The following is a 21,010-nucleotide window of genomic DNA, read 5'->3' on the forward strand; positions in this document are numbered from 1 at the left end:
TTTTTCAGACACCAAACTGCGCCCGATAAGCCTCAACCGCCGGCAAATGCTGCTTGAGCTGCGGATCGTCGGCCAAAAACTCCAACACCTGGTTCAGCGACACAATGCTGATCACCGGAATGCCGAAGTCACGCTCCACTTCCTGGATCGCCGACAGCTCACCGTTGCCGCGCTCCTGGCGGTTCAGGGCGATCAGCACGCCAGCGGCCTTGGCGCCTTCCTGGGAAGCGATGATCTGCATCACTTCGCGGATGGCTGTGCCGGCAGTGATGACGTCGTCGATAATCAACACGTCGCCGGTCAGCGGGGCACCCACCAGGCTGCCGCCTTCGCCATGGGCCTTGGCTTCCTTGCGGTTGAAGCACCAAGGCAAGTCGCGGCCGTGATGTTCAGCCAGGGCGACGGCAGTGGTGGCGGCCAGCGGGATGCCTTTGTAGGCTGGGCCGAACAGCACGTCGAACGGGATGCCGCTCTCGACGATGGCCGCCGCATAGAAACGACCCAGTTGCGCCAGGGCGGAACCGCTGTTGAACAGGCCGGCATTGAAGAAGTACGGGCTGGTGCGCCCGGACTTGAGGGTGAACTCACCGAAGCGCAAAACGCCGCGATCGATGGCAAAGCGAATGAAATCGCGCTGATACGCCTGCATGAAAAAAAGCCTCAAATACCGCGGATTTAGCTAAATAGGTACACGGCGTGTATCATACACGCACGTGATTTTTGGGGCCATTTATGCGGATCATCAGTGTGAACGTCAATGGTATTCAGGCTGCAGTCGAGCGTGGTTTGCTCAGTTGGCTGCAAGCACAGAATGCCGACGTCATCTGCCTGCAGGACACCCGCGCCTCCGCCTTTGAACTGGACGATGCAGCCTTCCAACTGGATGGTTACTTCCTTTATGCCTGCGATGCCGAAGTCCCCGCCCAGGGTGGCGTGGCTTTGTACTCGCGGCTGCAACCGAAGGCTGTCATCAACGGTCTCGGTTTCGAGACGGCGGACCGCTACGGGCGCTACCTGCAAGCCGATTTCGACAAGGTCAGCATCGCGACCTTACTGCTCCCTTCGGGGCAGAACGGCGATGAAGATTTGAATCAGAAATTCAAGTTGATGGACGACTTCGCCCGTTATCTGGATAAACAGCGGCGCAAACGTCGCGAGTACATCTATTGTGGCTCGCTGTACGTGGCGCAACAGAAGCTGGATATCAAGAACTGGCGCGACAGCCAGCAATCCCCGGGTTTCCTGGCGCCGGAACGGGCCTGGATGGACGAGATCATTGGCAACATGGGTTATGTCGACGCCCTGCGCGAAGTCAGCCGTGAAGGCGACCAGTACAGCTGGTGGCCGGACAATGAACAGGCCGAGATGCTCAACCTTGGCTGGCGCTTCGACTACCAGTTGCTGACGCCTGGGCTGCGCCGCTTCGTACGCAGCGCCCGCCTGCCGCGCCAGCCACGGTTCTCGCAGCATGCGCCGCTGATCGTGGATTACGACTGGACGCTGACCATCTAAGCGTACCGACGACATCCCCAGGTCGACCGAAAAAGAAAATGCCCGTATCGCAAGATACGGGCATTTTTTATGGCGAACGCTACCGCGCAGAACCTCAAGCCACGGCAAAAAACGGCAGAGCAAGGTACAACTTGATGACGATGACGTTAATGATATCGATGAAGAACGCCCCCACCATCGGCACCACCAGAAACGCTATCGGTGAAGGCCCATAGCGCTGCGTCACCGCCTGCATGTTGGCGATGGCCGTCGGCGTGGCGCCCAACCCAAAACCGCAATGCCCTGCCGCCAAGACGGCTGCATCGTAATGACTGCCCATGATTCTGAACGTCACGAAAATCGCAAACAGCGCCATGACCAATGTCTGGGCCGCCAGGATAATGAATATCGGCAAGGCCAGTGACGCCAGGTCCCACAACTTGAGTGACATCAAGGCGATCGCCAGAAACAGTGACAGGCTGACATTGCCAAGTACGGACACTTCTCGCTCAAAGACCTGATACAAGCCAAGTGCCGAAAGTCCATTGCGCAAGACCACCCCCACGAACAAGACACAAACGAACGTCGGCAATTCGAATGCGGTGTCGTGGAGCTGCCCATTCAAGAGCGTACCGGCCAGCAGGCTGACTGCAATCAGGGCGAGCGTCTCAATAAACGAAAACGGCGTAATCGAACGCTCTTTGTTCGGCTGTTCGAAACCCTTGGGTATCTGGGGCTTTTCTGATTCAAGACCGCCGGGGGACTGAACACGCTTGATGAGCAGGCGCGCAACCGGTCCACCGATCAAGCCACCTAACACCAAGCCAAACGTCGCAGAAGCCATCGCAAGTTCGGAGGCAGAAGCCAGGCCGAACTTCTCACTGAACACCGTCCCCCACGCCGCGCCAGTACCGTGACCGCCCGCCAAGGTGATCGAGCCAGTCAGCAACCCCATCAACGGATCGAGCCCCAGCGCTGTTGCGAGCCCAATGCCCATGGCATTCTGGACCACCAACAGGCCGACGACCGCCAGCAGGAAAATCCCCACTACGCGCCCGCCTTTCTTCAGGCTCGCGAAGTCCGCGCTCAGGCCAATCGTGGCAAAAAATGCCAGCATCAACGGTGTCTGCAATGAAGTATCAAATCTAACTTCAACTTCAAGCCCCCGCAAAGCCAGGAGCACCAGGGCAACTACCAGCCCGCCCGCTACAGGCTCAGGGATATTGTAGGCGCGTAGAAAACCAACACGCGTAACCAGTCCGCGCCCCAGCAAAAGCACCAGAGAGGCGGCGACAAGTGTTCCATAGAAATCGAGCTGAAACATGAGTACTTATTCTTTGAACATATATTCAGGGGCGAACTTTTTACCTGGACACGCCTCTTGAACAGGTTGATTGCCTCAACACTGATTGGCTTTTAATTCAAGGACCTTCAATGGTCTGAATATATCGAAATATTTCTGAAGGAATATAACTTGGCGCAACTCTATCAATCGAAGTGTCTTATTGCCAAGCATGGAGGCCGCACTAAAACCGCGGAGTTGTGACTAGAAGTGTAAGAGCGGAATATGCGCACAATAACTCGCTACACAATGGGAAATTGCACATAAAGAGAAACATTTATGACTTCAAAAAAGACAATGCCCCGATAAGCCGGGGCATTGTCCTTGAATCGTAGCGCTGATCGTTATTTGACCAAGCGCCAGGTAAACGGATACCGATACGGCTGCCCTTCATTGGCCTTCACGCCACCAATGATCGTCAGCACAAGCGCGCCGATGGCCACCAGGCCGAACAGGAAGAAGCCGATCACCACGACCATCAGCAGCAGGCTGATCGCCGAGGCAATCGCCACGGTGATCTGGAAGTTCAGCGCTTCCTTGCCCTGGGCATCGATGAATGGGTCAGACTCACGCTTGAGCTGCCAGAGCACCAGCGGCCCGATCAGCGTGCCGAACGGAATCCAGATCCCCAACAAGGCGGACAGGTGACAAAACATCGCCCATTGACGCGCCTCTTTGCTCGGCTGGGGCAGCAGGATTTGCTCATCACTCATGACACTCTCCTTGTCTTGAAGCGGGAATCGATCAGTCAGCCAAGGCGGCCTTTTGCAGTTCGAAGATCTCGTTCATGCCTTTCTTCGCCAATTCCAGCATAGCGTTCAATTCTTCTGGCTGGAACGGCGCGCCCTCGGCAGTGCCCTGGACTTCGATGAAACCGCCGGCACTGGTCATGACCACGTTCAGGTCAGTCTCGGCAGCGGAGTCTTCCAGGTAATCCAGGTCCAGCACCGGCTCGCCCTGGTACATGCCCACGGACACAGCGGCGATCATTTGCTTGAGCGGGTCGCCGCCCTTGAGGCCGCCGCGCTTCTTGATCACTTTCAAGGCATCGACCAGGGCGACCATGGCCCCGGTGATGGAGGCAGTACGGGTACCGCCATCAGCCTGGATCACGTCACAATCGACATACAGCGTCACGTCGCCCAACTTGGACATGTCCAGAGCAGCACGCAGCGAACGGCCGATCAAGCGTTGGATTTCCAGGGTACGACCGCCCTGCTTGCCACGGCTGGCCTCACGCTGGTTCCGCTCACCAGTGGCGCGCGGCAACATGCCGTATTCGGCCGTCAGCCAGCCTTGGCCCTGCCCCTTGAGAAACCGTGGCACGCCGTTTTCGACACTGACAGTGCAGATGACTTTGGTATCACCGAATTCGACCAGTACAGATCCCTCGGCGTGTTTGGTGTAGTTGCGGGTAATGCGGATCGAGCGAAGCTGATCGGCAGCGCGACCACTTGGACGTTTCATAGGGAATACCTGTACGGAGGACGGAAAACTGCCGAGCATTATAGAGCCGTGAATCGTCATAGGGCAGTCAAACGTCGCTCGGCTCCAAAAAACCGGCGCGAGCGAAGCCGCGCAAAGGCCCGCCCGACGGGCTGCTGCGCTTTGTCGCAAGCGCGGTTGGGGGCATACGCTTCACTGCGCTACAATCCTGCGCCTTTGCTGCCCTTCGGCTTTTATTCACAGATTCCAGGCCCCACGACCACCCGTTGTGGCCGCCTGCATTGCGAGGATCCTCCATGGTGCACAGCATGACCGCTTTCGCCCGCGTCGAAAAAGCCGGGGCCCAAGGCACGCTGAGCTGGGAACTGCGTTCGGTCAACAGCCGCTACCTGGAGCCGCACCTGCGCCTGCCCGAGTCTTTCCGCGACCTCGAAGGCGGCGTACGCGAGGCGCTGCGCCAGGGCCTGTCCCGGGGCAAGCTGGAATGCACCCTGCGCTTCACCGAAGAAAGCACTGGCAAAGCCTTGCAGGTGGACCATGAGCGCGCCGCGCAACTGGTCGCCGCGGCCGAAACCGTCGCCAGCCTGATCAAGCATCCTGCCGCCCTGAACCCACTGGAAGTCCTGGCCTGGCCCGGCGTGCTGGTGGGCGATGCGAGCGACCCCCAAGCGCTGAACGCCGAGGCGATGACGCTGTTCAATGAAGGCCTCAAGGAACTCAAGGCCGGCCGCGAGCGCGAAGGCGCGGAGCTGGCCCGACTGATCAACGAGCGCCTGACCTCCATCGAAGAAGACGTCAGCACCCTGCGCGAACTGGTCCCGCAGATGCTCGCCACTCAGCGCCAGAAAGTCCTCGACCGCTTCACCGACATGAAGGCCGAGCTGGACCCGCAACGCCTGGAACAGGAAATGGTCATGCTCGCGCAAAAGAGCGACGTGGCCGAAGAACTGGATCGCCTGAGCACCCACATCATCGAAGTTCGCCGGGTGCTCAAGTCCGGCGGTGCGGCCGGTCGCCGCCTCGACTTCCTGATGCAGGAGCTCAACCGCGAAGCCAATACACTGGGCTCCAAAGCCTTCGACCCGCGCAGCACCCAGGCGGCGGTCAACCTCAAGGTGTTGATCGAACAAATGCGCGAACAAGTGCAGAACATTGAGTAAGGCTAACGACATGACCCACAGCACCGGCACCCTCTACATCATTTCCGCGCCCTCGGGCGCCGGCAAGACCAGCCTGGTCAAGGCACTGATCGATGCCGAACCGCAGATCCGCGTCTCGGTCTCGCACACCACCCGCGCCATGCGTCCGGGCGAAGTGAATGGTGTGAACTATCACTTCGTCGACCGCGAAGAGTTCGTGAAGATGGCCGAACACGGCGACTTCCTGGAGCGCGCCGAGGTCTTCGGCAACCTTTATGGCACCTCGCAAAGCTATCTGCAGCAGACCCTGGACGAAGGCCATGACCTGATCCTGGAAATCGACTGGCAAGGTGCCGAGCAGGTGCGCAAGCTGATGCCCCAGGCTCGTTCGATCTTTATCCTGCCGCCAAGCCAGCAAGCCTTGCGCCAGCGCCTGACCAACCGTGGCCAGGACAGCGACGACATCATCGAGGGCCGGATGCGCGAAGCGGTCAGCGAGATGAGTCACTACGTCGACTATGATTACCTGATCATCAACGACGATTTCGCCCACGCGCTGGACGACCTGAAGGCGATTTTTCGTGCCAGCCAGCTGCAGCAGAAACGCCAGCAGCAACGTTTCGGCAAATTATTGGCCGAATTGTTGGGCTGAACAGCCCTTCCCAAAACCGCTGCGACGGCTTTACATTGGTAGTCGCAGCGCGCCGAGGGGTTTGGTTAAAAAATCAGCGCTTCCCTAAACGCTGGTGTTTTTTTAAACTGTCGAGTCCGCTCGCCCAACCGGGCAGCGCGCATATTGCATTCGCTCCGAGGAATACCATGGCCCGCGTAACCGTTGAAGACTGCCTAGAACACGTGGAAAACCGCTTTGAGCTGGTCATGCTCTCTACCAAGCGTGCCCGTCAACTGGCCACCGGTGGCAAAGAGCCGTTGGTCCAGTGGGAAAACGACAAGCCTACCGTGGTAGCGCTACGTGAAATCGCCGAAGGCCTGATGAGCTACGAGTTCATCGCCAACGCTGAAATCGTCGAAGACGAACCGCTGTTCGCAGCGTTCGAGGACGAGTCCAACGAGGCGGTCTAAGCCTATGCCTGGTCGACGTAGCACGGCGCGGGGTCACAGCAGACGGCAGGAGTCATCATCATGCCGAGCATAGACGCCCTCGCCGATCGCTTATCGGCCTACCTCGGCACGGACCAGGTCAATCTGGTCCGCCGAGCCTATTTCTACGCCGAACAAGCCCACGACGGCCAGCGCCGCCGCAGCGGCGAGGCGTACGTCACGCATCCCCTTGCGGTGGCGAATATTCTTGCCGACATGCACATGGACCATCAGAGCCTGATGGCGGCGATGCTGCATGACGTGATCGAAGACACCGGCATTGCCAAGGAAGCGCTGCAAGCGCAGTTCGGCGAAACCGTGGCCGAACTGGTCGACGGGGTCAGCAAGCTGACCCAGATGAACTTCGAGACCAAGGCCGAGGCCCAGGCCGAAAACTTCCAGAAAATGGCCATGGCCATGGCACGCGACATTCGCGTGATCCTGGTCAAGCTCGCCGACCGCCTGCACAACATGCGCACCCTGGAAGTGCTGTCCGGCGAAAAACGCCGGCGCATCGCCAAGGAAACTCTGGAGATCTACGCGCCCATCGCCAATCGGCTGGGCATGCACGCGATCCGCATCGAATTCGAAGACCTCGGCTTCAAGGCCATGCACCCGATGCGTTCGGCGCGGATCAACCAGGCCGTCAAGCGCGCCCGGGGCAACCGCAAGGAAATCGTCAACAAGATCGAAGAGTCCCTGAGCCACTGCCTGGCCATCGACGGCATCGAAGGCGAAGTCAGCGGCCGGCAGAAACACCTCTACGGCATCTACAAGAAAATGCGCGGCAAGCGTCGGGCCTTCAACGAGATCATGGACGTCTACGCGTTCCGGATCATCGTCGACAAGGTCGATACCTGCTACCGCGTGCTGGGCGCTGTACATAATTTGTACAAACCGTTGCCAGGGCGCTTCAAGGATTACATCGCAATCCCCAAGGCCAACGGCTATCAGTCGCTGCATACCACGCTGTTCGGCATGCACGGCGTCCCCATCGAAATCCAGATCCGCACCCGCGAAATGGAAGAGATGGCCAACAACGGCATCGCCGCCCATTGGCTGTACAAATCCAGCGGCGACGAACAACCCAAGAGCACCCACGCCCGCGCCCGGCAGTGGGTCAAGGGTGTGCTGGAAATGCAGCAGCGTGCCGGCAACTCCCTGGAATTCATCGAGAGCGTGAAGATCGACCTGTTCCCGGACGAGGTCTACGTCTTTACGCCCAAGGGCCGGATCATGGAGCTGCCCAAAGGCTCCACGGCGGTGGACTTTGCCTATGCGGTACACACCGACGTCGGCAACAGTTGCATCGCGTGCCGAATCAACCGCCGCCTGGCACCGTTGTCCGAACCGCTGCAAAGCGGTTCCACGGTGGAAATCGTCAGCGCCCCGGGCGCACGACCCAACCCGGCATGGCTCAATTTCGTGGTCACCGGCAAGGCCCGCACCCATATCCGTCACGCCCTGAAACTGCAACGCCGCTCCGAATCCATCAGCCTCGGTGAACGCCTGCTGAACAAGGTATTGAACGGGTTCGACAGCTCCCTGGACAAGATCCCGGCCGAGCGTGTGCAACTGATGCTCAATGAATACCGCCTCGAACTGATCGAAGACCTGCTCGAAGACATCGGCCTGGGCAATCGCATGGCCTACGTCGTTGCCCGTCGCCTGCTCGGCGAAGGCGAACAGTTGCCAAGCCCCGAAGGTCCGCTGGCGATTCGCGGCACCGAAGGCCTGGTGCTCAGTTATGCCAAGTGTTGCACGCCGATCCCGGGCGACCCGATTGTCGGCCACTTGTCCGCCGGCAAAGGCATGGTGGTGCACCTGGACAACTGCCGCAACATCAGCGAAATCCGCCACAACCCGGAAAAATGCATCCAGCTCTCCTGGGCCAAGGACGTCACCGGCGAATTCAACGTCGAGCTGCGGGTCGAGCTGGAGCACCAGCGTGGCCTGATCGCCCTGCTGGCCAGCAGCGTCAATGCCGCCGACGGCAATATCGAGAAAATCAGCATGGACGAACGCGATGGCCGCATCAGCGTCGTCCAACTGGTGGTCAGCGTGCACGACCGCGTGCACCTGGCCCGCGTGATCAAGAAACTGCGCGCCCTGACCGGCGTTATCCGCATCACCCGGATGCGCGCGTAGCCCATTCGTTATCAGGAGTCATTCATGACCAAGACTGTTATCACCAGCGACAAGGCCCCGGCCGCCATCGGTACTTATTCCCAGGCGATCAAGGCCGGCAACACCGTGTACATGTCGGGCCAGATTCCACTGGACCCCAAGACCATGGAGCTGGTGGAAGGCTTCGAAGCCCAGACCGTGCAGGTGTTCGAAAACCTCAAGGCCGTGGCCGAGGCCGCCGGTGGTTCGTTCAAGGACATCGTCAAGCTGAACATCTTCCTCACCGACCTGAGCCACTTCGCCAAGGTCAACGAGGTGATGGGCAAGTACTTCGACCAGCCTTACCCTGCCCGCGCCGCCATCGGCGTGGCCGCCCTGCCCAAGGGCGCTCAGGTTGAGATGGATGCCATCCTGGTCATCGAGTAATAAGGCCGGCGCAGCCTCCCCTGCTGCGCCGTTTTCGTTCTGAAAGGATTCCACCATGCGCAAAGCGCTTGCTCTCTCGCTGGCTGCCCTGCTTCTGGGCGGTTGCGCCAGCGACCCTGCCGACCGTGACATCAGCGGCACCTGGATCAACCAGGCGGCCATCGACGCTGCCGCCAAGGGCGGCCCGCTTCGCGAAGCACTGCAGGGCTATGGCCCGAACCTGGAATGGGACGTCAACACCCGGGCCGGTCAGGCGCGCTACACCAACGGCTTTGAAAACGTCGAAGGCAAGTTGCTGGGCGAAGAAGACGGCGCCTGGAAAGTCGATTTCTACGGCAGCTCCGCCAGCGAACTCAAGCGCGATGGCGACCAGTTAAGCCAGGCCGCCACCGAGAACGAACCGCAGCAGGTGTTCGATCGCGCCTCCGTCCAGGTGCCAGAAGGCGCGCCGATCGGCGCCAGTTTCGAGCGTGCGCTGTATGCCGCCTACCTGGGCGGCACCTGGAACATCGTCAGCGGCCCCGGCCAGGGCGCCACCGTGCAATTCCAGCCCGACGGCCAGGTCAGCGGCCTGCCGGGTGCAGATCGTTATGCCTTGTGCCTGGCCGGCGATTGCGCCTCCATGAGCGGTGGCAACGACAACATCTGGCTGCAGCAGAACGGCCAGGGCAACACCTGGATCTTTGCCCGCGATGGCAAGAAGCTGGAGATCTTCCAGACCGTCAACGCCGCGCTGGCCGATGAAATGCCGTCGTTCACGCCGGGGACTCGGCAATGGGTGCTGGAAAAGCAGTAAGGGATAGGGCGCCTCGAAATAAATGCACGGGCGCCCCACGCCGGTAAAGGTTCACACGCGGGAGGGGACAGGCTTTCTTCTGCCCAGGCGGATCAGCTCATTGGAGAAACACAGCCCAATGATGATCAGCAGCGCGCCCGGGTACAGGCTTTCGCGTGGCACCTCATTGAGCACAACAAATGCCAGCAGTGCGGCGAACAGCGGCTCGGTCAGCTCCAAGGCTTGCACCTGGGATGGCTTGAGGTACTCGATTGCCTTGGTGGTGCAGAAAAAGCCGAGGATGGTCGGCAGCGCGGCCAGCGCCAGCAGTGCGGCAATCGCCCAGGGCGACAGCTCACCGATCACGAAGCCGTCGGCCGAAGCCGGCATCAGCAAGTACAGGCTGCCGAAGAACAGCAACTGACGAGTGAAGTGCAGCCCACCGGACACGCCCATCCGTTTCATGGCTACCGAAAACGCCCCATAGCCGCAGCCCGCCATGGACGCGAGCGCAACGCCTTGGAGCGTGAAGCCCTGCCGCAGATCAGCGCCAAAGATCACCGCGATTCCGGCGATCGCCAAGGCGGCGCCCACAGTGGCGTTCGCGGTGATCGCATCCTTGAGGATTATGCGTCCGAGCACAATCGAGGAAATGGAAGCACTGGCCATCAGCATCACGACTACACCCGCCGCAGCGTAATGCCGATAGGCAGCCGTTTCGAAGTGGAACAGCACAAAGATACCGAGAAACGCGCAGATCGCCGCCTGGGTCCATTTGGCCGTCGTCGCCGGACGCTTGATAAACAGCAGCAAGGCCGAGAGCAGCAGACAACCCAGGACGGTCTTTATGACGGCGACACTGCTGGCGGTGAAGCCATTGCTCATGAGCACTTTGCTGAGCACGCCTATCGTGGCGTTAAGTGCGGCGGCGGAGAGTGCAAAGATAACGCCTTTGCTGAAACTGGCTTGCATTGATGACGGTCCTTGTCGCGGTTAGGTCGTTCGATCGGATGTTGGCCCACATCGACGACGCAAAAGATGATTGAAACGGTTGCGAGTGGCCTTCGGATCACTCCTGGTTTCGGCAAGCAACGGATAATGCTCGGCGAGCTCGATGAACCAAGTCAAGACGTGGAAGGTACTCAGGACGGTAAGAGCCCATAGAGAACTAGCCCTTGGCGCCGAACAATAGCATCGAGCACACGCCGAGCAGGCCCGTGTCAGCTGCGCCCTTCCAGAATCGCCGCATACCCCTGGCGAAAACTCGGATACCGCGGCGTCCAGCCCAAGGCCTTCGCCCGGGCATTGCTGCAGCGCTTGCTGCCGGCACGACGCACGCTGGCGTCTTCGGCCCACTGGGTGACGCCCATGTACTCACGCAACCAGCCCACCACCTCGGCCAGCGGCGCAGGGGCGTCGTCGACGCCGATGTAGCAATCGTCCAGCATCTGGCCCTGGCGATCGGCCTCCAGCAGGAACGCCAGCAAGCCGGCCGCATCGTCGGCGTGGATGCGATTGGCGTACAGCGGCGGGTCGATCACGACGCGATACCCTTGGCGCACCTGGCTCAGCAACCATTCCCGACCCGGCCCATAGATGCCGGTCAGGCGCACGCGGCTGGCCGGGATGCCACTGTCCAAGGCCACTTGCTCGGCTTCGAGCATCAGGCGACCGGAATAGCCGCCGGCCACGGTGGGCGAGGTTTCATCCACCCATTCGCCCTGCTGTTGCCCATAAACACTGCTGCTGGACACAAACAGCAGACGCTTGGGCTGCTGCCCATGCTGCTTCAACCAGCCCAACACATGCTGCAACCCTTCGACATAAGCCGAGCGATAGCCCGCTTCGTCATGGTCGGTGGCCGCGGCGCTGTACACCAGGTAATCCAGTGCCCCAGTCGGCCAGTCGGCGGGGCATTGCTCGCTGAACAAATCCCCCGCCACGCCGATGACACCCGCCGGCAGGCTCGAAACCGTACGCCGCAAGCCATACACCTGCCACTGTTCGGCGACTAACTGGCTGGCCAGGCGGCCGCCGATATCACCGCAGCCGGCGATCAAAACAGAAGGCGCGGACATCAAGAACTCCTCTGGCAAAGCCGCAGATTAGTCTTCGCAGGGGACGAGCGGCTAGCCATGCGACAAAAAAAGTAACTGTATTACTTTTGTTAACAAGAATTAATTGCAATAATGCTCGCCACTTTTGTTCTCGGCCCCCGAGGCCTGGAAGAACATCAACCTTCTTTTTTCTCTCAGGTCCGGCCAGCATGAAACGCTCTCTATCCCCCGCTTCGCCAACCAATCGACCTCGTGCCTGGAGCACGGTAGCCGCCCTGCTGTTCAGCCTGCTGCTGGCACCTGCCGCCGCGTTCGCCGATGCACAGACGCCCGCCACGACCCCGGCCACTGCACCGGCTGCTGCCCAGGCACCGGCCGACCCGGCCGCTCCCGTTGCAACGCCGGTCGCCACCGACCCGGCCCAAGCCGTCGAAGCCGACGCACCTCAAGTGCTCGAAGCCGACAACTCCCTGGGCATGGCCCACGACCTGTCGCCATGGGGCATGTACAAGAACGCCGACATCATCGTGAAAATCGTGATGATCGGCCTGGCCATCGCCTCGATCATCACCTGGACCATCTGGATTGCCAAAGGCTTCGAGCTGCTGGGTGCCAAGCGTCGCTTGCGTGGTGAAATCGCCGCCCTGAAAAAAGCCACCACCCTCAAGGAAGCCAGCGCTACCGCCGCGAAGGCAGGCACTCTTGCCAACCTGTTGGTGCATGACGCCCTCGAAGAGATGCGCCTGTCGGCCAACAGCCGCGAGAAAGAAGGCATCAAGGAACGCGTAAGCTTCCGCCTCGAGCGCCTGGTCGCCGCCTGCGGTCGCAACATGAGCAGCGGCACCGGCGTGCTTGCCACCATTGGTTCTACCGCGCCATTCGTCGGTCTGTTCGGCACCGTGTGGGGCATCATGAACAGCTTCATCGGCATCGCCAAGACCCAGACCACCAACCTCGCCGTCGTCGCACCCGGCATCGCCGAAGCCTTGCTGGCAACGGCCTTGGGCCTGGTCGCTGCGATCCCGGCCGTCGTGATCTACAACGTCTTCGCCCGCTCCATTGCCGGCTACAAGGCCCAGGTCTCCGATGCTTCGGCCGAAGTCCTGCTGCTGGTCAGCCGCGACCTCGACCACCTGCCGCCCGAGCGTGGCTCGCAACCGCACATGGTGAAAGTGGGGTAATCGGCCATGGGCCTGCATTTGAAAGAAGGCGCAGACGACGATCTGGCCGAGAACCACGAAATCAACGTCACGCCGTTCATCGACGTGATGCTGGTGCTGTTGATCATCTTCATGGTGGCCGCCCCGCTCGCCACCGTGGACATCAAGGTTGACCTGCCGGCGTCGACGGCCAAGCCCTCGCCACGGCCGGAGAAACCGGTGTTCCTCAGCGTCAAGGCCGACCAGCGCCTGTTCCTGGGCGAAGACGAGGTCAAGGCCGAAACCCTCGGCGCGACCCTCGACGCCAAGACCCAAGGCAAGAAAGACACGACGATCTTCTTCCAGGCCGACAAAGGCGTGGACTACGGCGACCTGATGAACGTGATGGATGCCCTGCGCGCTGCCGGCTACTTGAAGGTCGGCCTGGTCGGACTCGAGACGGCGCGGCAGAAATGATCACGACGCGCCAAAAGTTGACGCGTTACAGCGGTAGCCTGGCCGTGGTGCTGGGCGTGCATGCGCTCGCCATCGCGCTGGCGCTGAACTGGACATCGCGCCCGCCCATCGAATTGCCTCCCCAGGCGATGATGGTCGAGCTGGCGCCGGTACCAGCCCCACCGCCGCCGGCCCCGCCAAAAGTCGTCACACCGCCGCAACCTCCCGAGCCGGTCGAAGAATTGCCGCTGCCCAAGCTTGCCGAAGCGCCGAAGCCGGAGATTTCCGTGCCCAAGCCGGTCAAGCCCAAGCCAAAGCCGCAACCGCCCAAGCCCAAACCGGTGGAGAAAAAGCCCGAGCCGCCGAAGGAACAGCCGTCGGAGCAGAAGCTCAGCGACACTCCGCCAACCCAGTCAGTGGCCGAAAAGTCCGCGCAACCGGCGCCTGGCCCGTCGCCTGCACAATCGGCGGCCAAGGCCAATTGGCAAGGCACGCTGCTGGCGCACCTGGGCAAGTACAAGAAGTACCCGCCCAGGGCCCAGCAGATGAACAAGGAAGGCACCAACCGCCTGCGCTTCGTGGTGGATGCCGAAGGTAACGTGTTGTCATTCGAACTGGTGGGCAGCTCCGGCACGGACTCCCTGGACCGGGCCACCCTGGAAATGATCCGCCGCGCCCAACCGCTGCCCAAGCCGCCGGCGGAGCTGCTGACCAACGGCACCATCGAGCTGACGGCACCGTTTGTGTACTCCATCGACAAGCGCCGGCGTTGATCGCAAATTTGCAAGCCCCTGTAACAGGGGCTTCTTATTTTTGTGGTGATTTATCCGGGTAGGGGCTTTATCTGTGGCGAGGGGATTTATCCCCGCTGGGGCGCGTAGCGGCCCTAAAAATAGATGACCTCATCTTCCTGACTTCCCGACGACAGTCGTGTTTTTGGGGCTGCTGCGCAGCCCAACGGGGATAAATCCCCTCGCCACAGATAAATCCCCTCGCCACACAGACATTGGACAGTGTCACACCGTACCCCCAGTCTGATAACGTGCGTCTATCGATTGCAGCCGGTATGCTTGGCTCGCAACTTCACGGACGCTCGCCATGACCCTCACAGAATTACGCTACATCGTCACCCTCGCCCAAGAGCAGCATTTCGGCCATGCGGCCGAGCGCTGCCATGTCAGCCAGCCGACGCTGTCGGTGGGTGTGAAAAAGCTTGAAGACGAGCTCGGTGTGCTGATTTTCGAGCGCAGCAAAAGCGCCGTGCGCCTGACCCCGGTGGGTGAAGGCATCGTCGCCCAGGCGCAAAAGGTCCTGGAGCAGGCCCAGGGTATTCGCGAACTGGCCCAGGCCGGCAAGAACCAACTGACCGCCCCGCTGAAAGTCGGCGCGATCTACACCGTCGGCCCGTACCTGTTCCCGCACCTGATTCCGCAACTGCACCGGGTCGCCCCGCAGATGCCGTTGTACATCGAAGAAAACTTCACCCATGTGCTGCGCGACAAGCTGCGCAACGGCGAGCTGGACGCGATCATCATCGCCCTGCCATTCAACGAAGCCGACGTCCTGACCCTGCCGCTCTACGACGAACCGTTCTACGTCCTGATGCCGGCCCAGCACCCCTGGACCCAGAAAAAGACCATCGACGCCGCCCTGCTCAACGACAAGAGCCTGCTGTTGCTTGGCGAAGGCCACTGCTTCCGCGACCAGGTGCTCGAAGCCTGCCCGACCCTGACCAAGGGCAGCGAAGGCGCCAAGCACACCACGGTGGAGTCCAGCTCCCTGGAAACCATCCGTCATATGGTCGCGTCGGGCCTGGGCATTTCGATCCTGCCGCTGTCGGCGGTGGACAGCCATCATTACTCCCCGGGCGTGATCGAAGTCCGCCCGCTGACGCCGCCCGTGCCGTTCCGTACCGTCGCCATCGCCTGGCGCGCCAGTTTCCCGCGGCCCAAGGCCATCGAGATCCTCGCTGACTCGATCCGTCTGTGCTCCGTGGCCAAGCCGCCCGCTGGCAAGTAAGCCACGACTATGACGGAGCTGTCGAAAGTGCCGGTCACCACACTCAAGGGTGTCGGTGAAGCCATGGCCGAAAAACTGGCCAAGGTCGGCCTGGAAACCCTCCAGGACGTGCTGTTCCACCTGCCGCTGCGTTACCAGGACCGCACCCGCGTGGTGCCCATCGGCCATTTGCGCCCGGGTCAGGATGCGGTGATCGAAGGCACCGTCAGCGGCGCCGACGTGGTCATGGGCCGCCGTCGCAGCCTGGTGGTGCGCTTGCAGGACGGCACCGGCGGGCTCAGCCTGCGCTTCTATCATTTCAGCAATGCGCAAAAGGAGGGCCTCAAGCGCGGCACCCGTGTGCGCTGTTACGGCGAGGCGCGGCCCGGGGCTTCGGGGCTGGAGATCTATCATCCGGAATACCGCGCCATCACCGGTGACGAACCGCCGCCGGTGGACGAAACCCTGACCCCGGTCTACCCCCTCACCGAAGGCCTGACCCAACAACGCCTGCGCCAACTCTGCCAGCAAACCCTGACCCTGCTCGGCCCCAGCAGCCTGCCCGACTGGCTGCCCACGGAACTGGCCCGGGATTACCACTTGGCGCCGCTGGCCGACGCGATCCGCTACTTGCACCATCCGCCCGCCGATGCCGATGTGGACGAACTCGCCCTCGGCCATCACTGGGCCCAGCATCGCCTGGCGTTCGAAGAGCTGCTGACCCATCAACTGTCCCAGCAACGCCTGCGAGAGAGCCTGCGTTCCCTGCGCGCGCCGGCCATGCCCAAGGCCCGGGACCTGCCCGCTCGCTACCTGGCCAACCTGGGCTTCACGCCAACCGGCGCCCAACAAAGGGTCGGCAACGAAATCGCCTACGACCTGAGCCAGCCCGAGCCGATGCTGCGGTTGATCCAGGGCGATGTCGGCGCCGGCAAGACCGTGGTCGCCGCCCTCGCCGCACTGCAGGCGTTGGAGGCGGGTTATCAGGTGGCGCTGATGGCGCCCACCGAGATCCTCGCCGAACAACATTTCATCACCTTCCAGCGCTGGCTCGAACCGTTGGGCATCGAAGTCGCCTGGCTGGCCGGCAAGCTCAAGGGCAAGAACCGCGCCGCCGCCCTGGCGCAGATCGCCGAAGGCACACCGATGGTGGTCGGCACCCACGCGCTGTTCCAGGACGAAGTGCAATTCAAGAACCTGGCCCTGGTGATCATCGACGAACAGCACCGCTTCGGCGTGCAACAGCGCCTGGCCCTGCGGCAGAAAGGCGTGGGCGGACGGATGTGTCCGCATCAGTTGATCATGACCGCGACGCCGATCCCGCGAACCCTGGCGATGAGCGCCTACGCCGACCTCGACACCTCGATCCTCGACGAACTGCCCCCCGGTCGCACCCCGGTCAACACCGTGCTGGTGACCGATACCCGACGAGTGGAGGTGATCGAGCGCGTGCGCAGCGCCTGCGCCGAAGGGCGGCAGGCTTATTGGGTGTGCACGCTGATCGAAGAGTCGGAAGAACTGACCTGCCAGGCGGCCGAGACCACCTTTGAGGACCTCACCGCCGCCCTCGGCGAGTTGAAGGTCGGGCTGATCCACGGACGCATGAAGCCCGCCGAGAAAGCCGCCGTCATGGCTGAGTTCAAGGCCGGCGCCCTGCAACTTTTGGTTGCCACCACGGTGATCGAGGTGGGCGTCGACGTGCCCAATGCCAGCTTGATGATCATCGAAAACCCCGAACGGTTGGGCCTGGCGCAGTTGCACCAGTTGCGCGGACGCGTGGGTCGAGGCAGCGCCGCCAGCCATTGCGTCCTGCTGTATCACCCGCCGCTGTCGCAGATCGGCCGCCAGCGGCTGGGGATCATGCGCGAAACCAACGACGGTTTCGTCATCGCCGAAAAAGACCTTGAATTGCGCGGTCCCGGTGAAATGCTCGGCACGCGCCAGACCGGTCTGCTTCAATTCAAGGTAGCCGACCTGATGCGCGACGCCGATCTGCTCCCCGCCGTACGCGATGCCGCCCAGGCGCTGCTGGAACGCTGGCCCGACCACGTCAGCCCGCTGCTGGATCGCTGGCTGCGTCACGGGCAGCAATACGGCCAAGTGTGAGCACGCGCTCAGTTTTCCGGACGCGCGTACCGGACAAGCTGGTTATACTGACCAACTTGTAGGAAAACGGATACAGACCATGACAGAAGCTGCCCTCGTCCCCGAATCCCCGCACGCTCCGTCTGTTATTCGGCTGTTGCTCGAGAAATTGGGCATCGGCTTTGACGAAGTGCTCGAACGCCCCGGCCTGAACCCAGCCCGCAAAGTACAGGCGGTGTTGCTGCACGATGCCGTTGGCGCGCTGATGGTGCTGTTTCCGCAAAGCCAACTGCTGGATCTCAACCGCCTGGCCGAACTCACCGGTCGCAAACTCACGGCAGTGCCGACCGACCGCCTGGAGCGCATGCTCGGCAAACACAGCCTGAGCCTGCTGCCCGGCCTGCCGGCGCTGACCAGCTCCCCCTGCCTGTACGAAGAAAGCCTGCTGCGCGAGCCGAAGCTGCTGATCAACTCGGGCGAGCCGGGGCTGCTGCTGGAAGTCACCAGCGAAGCATTCAAGACCATGCTCACCAAGGCCAGCGCGGCGACGTTCGGCGAAGCCGTGAGCAACATCACCCCCAACCTGGACCGCCCCCACGACGACCGCGCGGAAATCACCCAGGCTGTGCAGGCGTTCACCGCCCGGCGTATCCAGCAACGACTGGAAGAAACCATCGAGATCCCGCCGCTGGCTGAAACCGCGCAAAAAATCATCAAGCTGCGGGTCGACCCCGACGCGACCATCGATGACATCACCGGCGTCGTCGAAACCGACCCGGCCCTGGCCGCGCAAGTGGTAAGCTGGGCCGCCTCACCGTACTACGCCTCGCCAGGCAAGATTCGTTCAGTGGAAGACGCCATCGTGCGGGTCCTGGGCTTCGACCTGGTGATCAACCTGGCACTGGGCCTGGCCCTGGGCAAGACCCTGAGCCTGCCCAAGGACCACCCGCAACACACCACGCCGTACTGGCACCAGTCGATCTACACCGCCGCCGTGATCGAAGGCCTGACCCGCGCCATGCCGCGTGCCCAGCGACCCGAAGGCGGCCTGACCTACCTGTCCGGCCTGCTGCACAACTTCGGCTACCTGTTGCTGGCCCACGTGTTCCCGCCGCACTTCTCGCTGATCTGCCGGCACCTGGAGGTCAACCCGCACCTGTGCCACAGCTACGTGGAACAGCACCTGCTGGGCATCAGTCGCGAGCAGATCGGCGCCTGGCTGATGCGCTACTGGGACATGCCCGACGAACTGGCCACCGCCCTGCGCTTCCAGCACGACCCGCACTACGACGGCGAATACGCCGCCTACCCGAACCTGGTGTGCCTGGCCGTACGCCTGCTGCGCTCGCGCGGGATCGGCTCCGGCCCGGACGAGGAAATTCCCGAGGCTCTGCTAGAGCGTGTAGGACTGTCTCGGGACAAGGTCAATGACGTGGTCAGCAAAGTGCTTGAAGCCGAAGTGCTGCTGCGGGAACTGGCTTCGCAGTTCAGCCACGGCTGAATAGACTCACCTGGCTTGTGCAGGTGAGTGAAGCTCTTGTGGCGAGGGGATTTATCCCCGCTGGGCTGCGAAGCGGCCCTAAAACCAACCTCCCCACTCATGCAGGCTAAACACAGTCAACCTTTTTGGGCCTGCTGCGCAGTTCAGCGGGGATAAATCCCCTCGCCACAAGTATCGCAGCACCTCAGATCTTCGCTTTGGCCTTCTTCGGTTTCAAGTACTTGGTCAGGCCCTGGAACCAGATCACCAGCGCCGGGTTGCCCTTGATCTGGATCGACTTGTCCTGGATCCCCGTCATGAATGCCAGTTGCTTGTTCTTGGCCTGCATCGTGGCGAAGCCATAGGCGGCGTCCCTGAAGGCGATGGCGAAGGCAGGCTCCGGGTAGGTGCCGGACTGGCTGGTGATGCGCTGGTTTTTCACCGTGAAATGCCGGGCGACTTTGCCGTCCAGGGTCTGCAGCTGGAACACCAACTCTTTATCGCCCAACTGCTGTTGGAACGCCGGATTGGTCCGGCTGGCCTTGCCCATCAACAACCCCAGCATCCACAGCAGAAAACGAAATTTCATGGGCACCGCCTCGTGAAGAAAGATGAATGTTTGGCAGTTTAGCGATTCTTCAGCGGAACGCTATCATCGGCTCTCTTTGTCGGAAGATAAGCTGGTTTTCGCGAAAGATGACTGCCAAGTCACAAAACACAAAGTCAAAAAATCGCAGCCTTCGCCAGCTCCTACACCCATTTCCGTAGGAGCTGCCGAAGGCTGCGATCTTTTGACCTTTTTGCTCTCTTGTTCCTCGGATATTTCCTTCAAAACGCCGAGCTGTTCGTGAACTAGGCAGGGCCCTGGGGCACCGCTAACCTTTGTTCGTCATCGCAAAAAACGGTGACACGGACGTGCAAGTCCGGTACATATCGGCGCGCAACTGCTATGGCGGCTGTGCGTGGGAGACTTTCGAGTCTGCCGGGGTCCGATATGCCCGGTCTTGCACACCTACGCACGGCTGCCACCTTAATTCGGTGCAACGAACGGTGGCTGTTTTCTTCAAATACATATCGGGATACATCTATGTTCAAGGTCACTCCTAATCCGCCACAAAACGGCCACAAATCCCGCGTCGAAGCTCAAGAAGAAAAAAGCTCGAAGACGCCGCCACCCGCGCCCTCGACTATTACCTCAACCCCCAACCCTCCCCGCCCGAACCCGACAAAAACCAACTCTTCATCGTCTCCCCCCACATCGACACCGAAACCCTGCTGGCCAACGCCTCCGAAGACCTGCTGTCCATCAGCACCATCGCCGCCGACCTGGCTGACGACGTCGACGACTCACGCCGCTGCATAGCCCTGGCGATAAGCCGCATGGCCGATGGGGTGCAGTTGTTGGTCGAGCGGGCGTTGGATGATCTGGAAAACAAGGGGATGGCGGCGCCTGACGCCAAGGGGTAGCGCTGCATTGATGCAAGCTGAACCGACGCCATCGCGAGCAAGCTCGCTCCCACAATTGGATCGGAGTACGACAGAGAGAGCCAGGCCGGCTATCAGGCCGCCTCGGCGGGCTTTTGATCTGGGGGCCCCGTTAACCACGCTGGCCGAACGCAGGTATTGCGCAGTGGGCATCCCGGCATGGATGCCGGGATAGCCGCGCTGGGCCATGGATGGCCCTTCGCGGCGGGCCCACGGAGCAATGCCGGAGTGAGGGCATGCCGAGCCTAGGCGAGGCACCGAGTGGTGGGGCATGTACGGGACAACCACATGGGTTACAAAAAAGTGCATTCACATAGGTGACACTTTTATTGAAACATAGCCGTTCTTTGCGTCCCTGGCATTGACGTGACCTAGGATCACCGGACCGAAGATCACATTCCATACCCCGTCCTTGATCATCTCCATTCCAATGTTCTGATGCCTGAGCAGATTCCCCACGTAT

At 61.3% G+C, this 21,010-nt stretch carries 20 protein-coding genes and 2 pseudogenes; 14 read left to right on the forward strand and 8 right to left on the reverse strand.

All coding sequences use genetic code 11. The features are described 5' to 3' along the window. Positions 1-4 precede the first annotated feature (4 nt). The gene (gene pyrE, locus BT116_RS10720; RefSeq protein WP_072343156.1) at positions 5-649 is read right to left on the reverse strand and encodes an orotate phosphoribosyltransferase; all 645 of its coding nucleotides are present in this window, start codon (positions 647-649) and stop codon (positions 5-7) included. An 83-nt stretch (positions 650-732) separates the two neighbouring features. On the opposite strand from pyrE, the gene BT116_RS10725 reads away from it, so the two are divergent. Further along, positions 733-1,512, forward strand: a complete 780-nt coding sequence (locus BT116_RS10725) for an exodeoxyribonuclease III (RefSeq protein WP_013694557.1) — start codon at positions 733-735, stop codon at positions 1,510-1,512. A 94-nt stretch (positions 1,513-1,606) separates the two neighbouring features. Here BT116_RS10725 and gltS read toward each other — a convergent pair whose 3' ends face one another. The 3 genes from gltS to rph form a co-directional block, all read right to left on the reverse strand. After that, complete coding sequence (gene gltS / locus BT116_RS10730) at positions 1,607-2,815, reverse strand: sodium/glutamate symporter (RefSeq protein ID WP_072343159.1); 1,209 nt, start codon at positions 2,813-2,815, stop codon at positions 1,607-1,609. Positions 2,816-3,177: 362 nt separating this feature from the next. Next, positions 3,178-3,546 (reverse strand): DUF4870 domain-containing protein, encoded by a 369-nt coding sequence (locus BT116_RS10735; RefSeq protein WP_013694558.1) that lies wholly within the window; start codon positions 3,544-3,546, stop codon positions 3,178-3,180. Positions 3,547-3,577: 31 nt separating this feature from the next. Beyond that, positions 3,578-4,300, reverse strand: a complete 723-nt coding sequence (gene rph / locus BT116_RS10740) for a ribonuclease PH (protein WP_003177262.1) — start codon at positions 4,298-4,300, stop codon at positions 3,578-3,580. Between the two features lie 275 nt (positions 4,301-4,575). Here rph and BT116_RS10745 point away from each other — a divergent pair, with 275 nt between their 5' ends. From BT116_RS10745 to BT116_RS10770, 6 genes are all read left to right on the forward strand, one after another. Further along, entirely contained in the window at positions 4,576-5,439 is an 864-nt protein-coding gene (locus tag BT116_RS10745) for a YicC/YloC family endoribonuclease (protein WP_072343162.1), read from the forward strand. A gap of 10 nt (positions 5,440-5,449) precedes the next feature. After that, positions 5,450-6,070, forward strand: coding sequence for a guanylate kinase (gene gmk / locus BT116_RS10750; protein WP_003206877.1), 621 nt, complete (start codon positions 5,450-5,452; stop codon positions 6,068-6,070). Between the two features lie 167 nt (positions 6,071-6,237). Next, the gene (gene rpoZ / locus BT116_RS10755; protein WP_003177259.1) at positions 6,238-6,501 is read left to right on the forward strand and encodes a DNA-directed RNA polymerase subunit omega; all 264 of its coding nucleotides are present in this window, start codon (positions 6,238-6,240) and stop codon (positions 6,499-6,501) included. A gap of 60 nt (positions 6,502-6,561) precedes the next feature. Continuing rightward, the gene (spoT, locus tag BT116_RS10760; protein ID WP_063323797.1) at positions 6,562-8,667 is read left to right on the forward strand and encodes a bifunctional GTP diphosphokinase/guanosine-3',5'-bis pyrophosphate 3'-pyrophosphohydrolase; all 2,106 of its coding nucleotides are present in this window, start codon (positions 6,562-6,564) and stop codon (positions 8,665-8,667) included. A gap of 24 nt (positions 8,668-8,691) precedes the next feature. Continuing rightward, a complete protein-coding gene (locus BT116_RS10765; RefSeq protein ID WP_003206880.1) occupies positions 8,692-9,072 on the forward strand; it encodes a RidA family protein in 381 nt (126 codons plus the stop codon). A 55-nt stretch (positions 9,073-9,127) separates the two neighbouring features. Further along, positions 9,128-9,868, forward strand: a complete 741-nt coding sequence (locus tag BT116_RS10770) for a hypothetical protein (RefSeq protein ID WP_072343164.1) — start codon at positions 9,128-9,130, stop codon at positions 9,866-9,868. A 51-nt stretch (positions 9,869-9,919) separates the two neighbouring features. Here the strand turns inward: BT116_RS10770 and BT116_RS10775 are convergent, their stop codons facing one another. Both BT116_RS10775 and BT116_RS10780 read right to left on the reverse strand, forming a co-directional pair. After that, positions 9,920-10,819 carry a DMT family transporter gene (locus BT116_RS10775; RefSeq protein WP_063323795.1) on the reverse strand — a complete coding sequence of 300 codons (900 nt, stop codon included), beginning with the start codon at positions 10,817-10,819 and terminating at the stop codon, positions 9,920-9,922. Positions 10,820-11,067: 248 nt separating this feature from the next. Beyond that, positions 11,068-11,925 (reverse strand): SDR family oxidoreductase, encoded by an 858-nt coding sequence (locus BT116_RS10780; protein WP_072343166.1) that lies wholly within the window; start codon positions 11,923-11,925, stop codon positions 11,068-11,070. Positions 11,926-12,113: 188 nt separating this feature from the next. Here BT116_RS10780 and exbB point away from each other — a divergent pair, with 188 nt between their 5' ends. The 6 genes from exbB (at position 12,114) to BT116_RS10810 (ending at position 19,083) form a co-directional block, all read left to right on the forward strand. Continuing rightward, complete coding sequence (gene exbB / locus BT116_RS10785; protein WP_057449420.1) at positions 12,114-13,085, forward strand: tonB-system energizer ExbB; 972 nt, start codon at positions 12,114-12,116, stop codon at positions 13,083-13,085. A 6-nt stretch (positions 13,086-13,091) separates the two neighbouring features. Further along, the gene (gene exbD / locus BT116_RS10790) at positions 13,092-13,520 is read left to right on the forward strand and encodes a TonB system transport protein ExbD (protein ID WP_072343169.1); all 429 of its coding nucleotides are present in this window, start codon (positions 13,092-13,094) and stop codon (positions 13,518-13,520) included. Beyond that, positions 13,517-14,272, forward strand: a complete 756-nt coding sequence (locus BT116_RS10795; RefSeq protein ID WP_072343172.1) for an energy transducer TonB — start codon at positions 13,517-13,519, stop codon at positions 14,270-14,272. Before exbD ends, BT116_RS10795 begins: the two co-directional genes overlap by 4 nt. 325 nt (positions 14,273-14,597) lie before the next feature. Continuing rightward, positions 14,598-15,518 carry a hydrogen peroxide-inducible genes activator gene (locus BT116_RS10800; protein ID WP_072343175.1) on the forward strand — a complete coding sequence of 307 codons (921 nt, stop codon included), beginning with the start codon at positions 14,598-14,600 and terminating at the stop codon, positions 15,516-15,518. A gap of 9 nt (positions 15,519-15,527) precedes the next feature. Then, on the forward strand, positions 15,528-17,603 hold the full coding sequence (gene recG / locus BT116_RS10805) for an ATP-dependent DNA helicase RecG (RefSeq protein ID WP_072343177.1): 2,076 nt from the start codon (positions 15,528-15,530) through the stop codon (positions 17,601-17,603). A 79-nt stretch (positions 17,604-17,682) separates the two neighbouring features. Continuing rightward, positions 17,683-19,083: an aminoacyl-tRNA deacylase and HDOD domain-containing protein gene (locus BT116_RS10810; protein WP_072343180.1), complete on the forward strand. Its 1,401-nt coding sequence runs from the start codon at positions 17,683-17,685 to the stop codon at positions 19,081-19,083. Between the two features lie 184 nt (positions 19,084-19,267). Here BT116_RS10810 and BT116_RS10815 read toward each other — a convergent pair whose 3' ends face one another. After that, entirely contained in the window at positions 19,268-19,651 is a 384-nt protein-coding gene (locus BT116_RS10815) for a helicase (protein ID WP_072343182.1), read from the reverse strand. Positions 19,652-20,149: 498 nt separating this feature from the next. Here BT116_RS10815 and BT116_RS31795 point away from each other — a divergent pair. Then, positions 20,150-20,529: pseudogene (locus BT116_RS31795) on the forward strand (DUF6124 family protein). 327 nt (positions 20,530-20,856) lie between these two features. Here BT116_RS31795 and BT116_RS31800 read toward each other — a convergent pair. Further along, positions 20,857-21,010 (reverse strand): annotated as a pseudogene (locus BT116_RS31800) (IS481 family transposase); the annotation flags it as partial.

Source organism: Pseudomonas sp. NFACC16-2 (assembly GCF_900119205.1).
Lineage (GTDB): Bacteria > Pseudomonadota > Gammaproteobacteria > Pseudomonadales > Pseudomonadaceae > Aquipseudomonas > Aquipseudomonas fluorescens_Q.

Coding starts and splice junctions, on each gene's coding strand:
- BT116_RS10735 (WP_013694558.1), bottom strand. CDS start 3,546: ATGAGTGATGAGCAAATCCTGCTGCCCCAGCCGAGCAAAGAGGCGCGT.
- BT116_RS10795 (WP_072343172.1), top strand. CDS start 13,517: ATGATCACGACGCGCCAAAAGTTGACGCGTTACAGCGGTAGCCTGGCC.
- spoT (WP_063323797.1), top strand. CDS start 6,562: ATGCCGAGCATAGACGCCCTCGCCGATCGCTTATCGGCCTACCTCGGC.
- BT116_RS10745 (WP_072343162.1), top strand. CDS start 4,576: ATGGTGCACAGCATGACCGCTTTCGCCCGCGTCGAAAAAGCCGGGGCC.
- recG (WP_072343177.1), top strand. CDS start 15,528: ATGACGGAGCTGTCGAAAGTGCCGGTCACCACACTCAAGGGTGTCGGT.
- BT116_RS10775 (WP_063323795.1), bottom strand. CDS start 10,819: ATGCAAGCCAGTTTCAGCAAAGGCGTTATCTTTGCACTCTCCGCCGCC.
- rpoZ (WP_003177259.1), top strand. CDS start 6,238: ATGGCCCGCGTAACCGTTGAAGACTGCCTAGAACACGTGGAAAACCGC.
- BT116_RS10800 (WP_072343175.1), top strand. CDS start 14,598: ATGACCCTCACAGAATTACGCTACATCGTCACCCTCGCCCAAGAGCAG.
- rph (WP_003177262.1), bottom strand. CDS start 4,300: ATGAAACGTCCAAGTGGTCGCGCTGCCGATCAGCTTCGCTCGATCCGC.
- BT116_RS10815 (WP_072343182.1), bottom strand. CDS start 19,651: ATGAAATTTCGTTTTCTGCTGTGGATGCTGGGGTTGTTGATGGGCAAG.
- gmk (WP_003206877.1), top strand. CDS start 5,450: ATGACCCACAGCACCGGCACCCTCTACATCATTTCCGCGCCCTCGGGC.
- BT116_RS10725 (WP_013694557.1), top strand. CDS start 733: ATGCGGATCATCAGTGTGAACGTCAATGGTATTCAGGCTGCAGTCGAG.
- exbD (WP_072343169.1), top strand. CDS start 13,092: ATGGGCCTGCATTTGAAAGAAGGCGCAGACGACGATCTGGCCGAGAAC.
- gltS (WP_072343159.1), bottom strand. CDS start 2,815: ATGTTTCAGCTCGATTTCTATGGAACACTTGTCGCCGCCTCTCTGGTG.
- BT116_RS10810 (WP_072343180.1), top strand. CDS start 17,683: ATGACAGAAGCTGCCCTCGTCCCCGAATCCCCGCACGCTCCGTCTGTT.
- BT116_RS10780 (WP_072343166.1), bottom strand. CDS start 11,925: ATGTCCGCGCCTTCTGTTTTGATCGCCGGCTGCGGTGATATCGGCGGC.
- BT116_RS10765 (WP_003206880.1), top strand. CDS start 8,692: ATGACCAAGACTGTTATCACCAGCGACAAGGCCCCGGCCGCCATCGGT.
- exbB (WP_057449420.1), top strand. CDS start 12,114: ATGAAACGCTCTCTATCCCCCGCTTCGCCAACCAATCGACCTCGTGCC.
- BT116_RS10770 (WP_072343164.1), top strand. CDS start 9,128: ATGCGCAAAGCGCTTGCTCTCTCGCTGGCTGCCCTGCTTCTGGGCGGT.
- pyrE (WP_072343156.1), bottom strand. CDS start 649: ATGCAGGCGTATCAGCGCGATTTCATTCGCTTTGCCATCGATCGCGGC.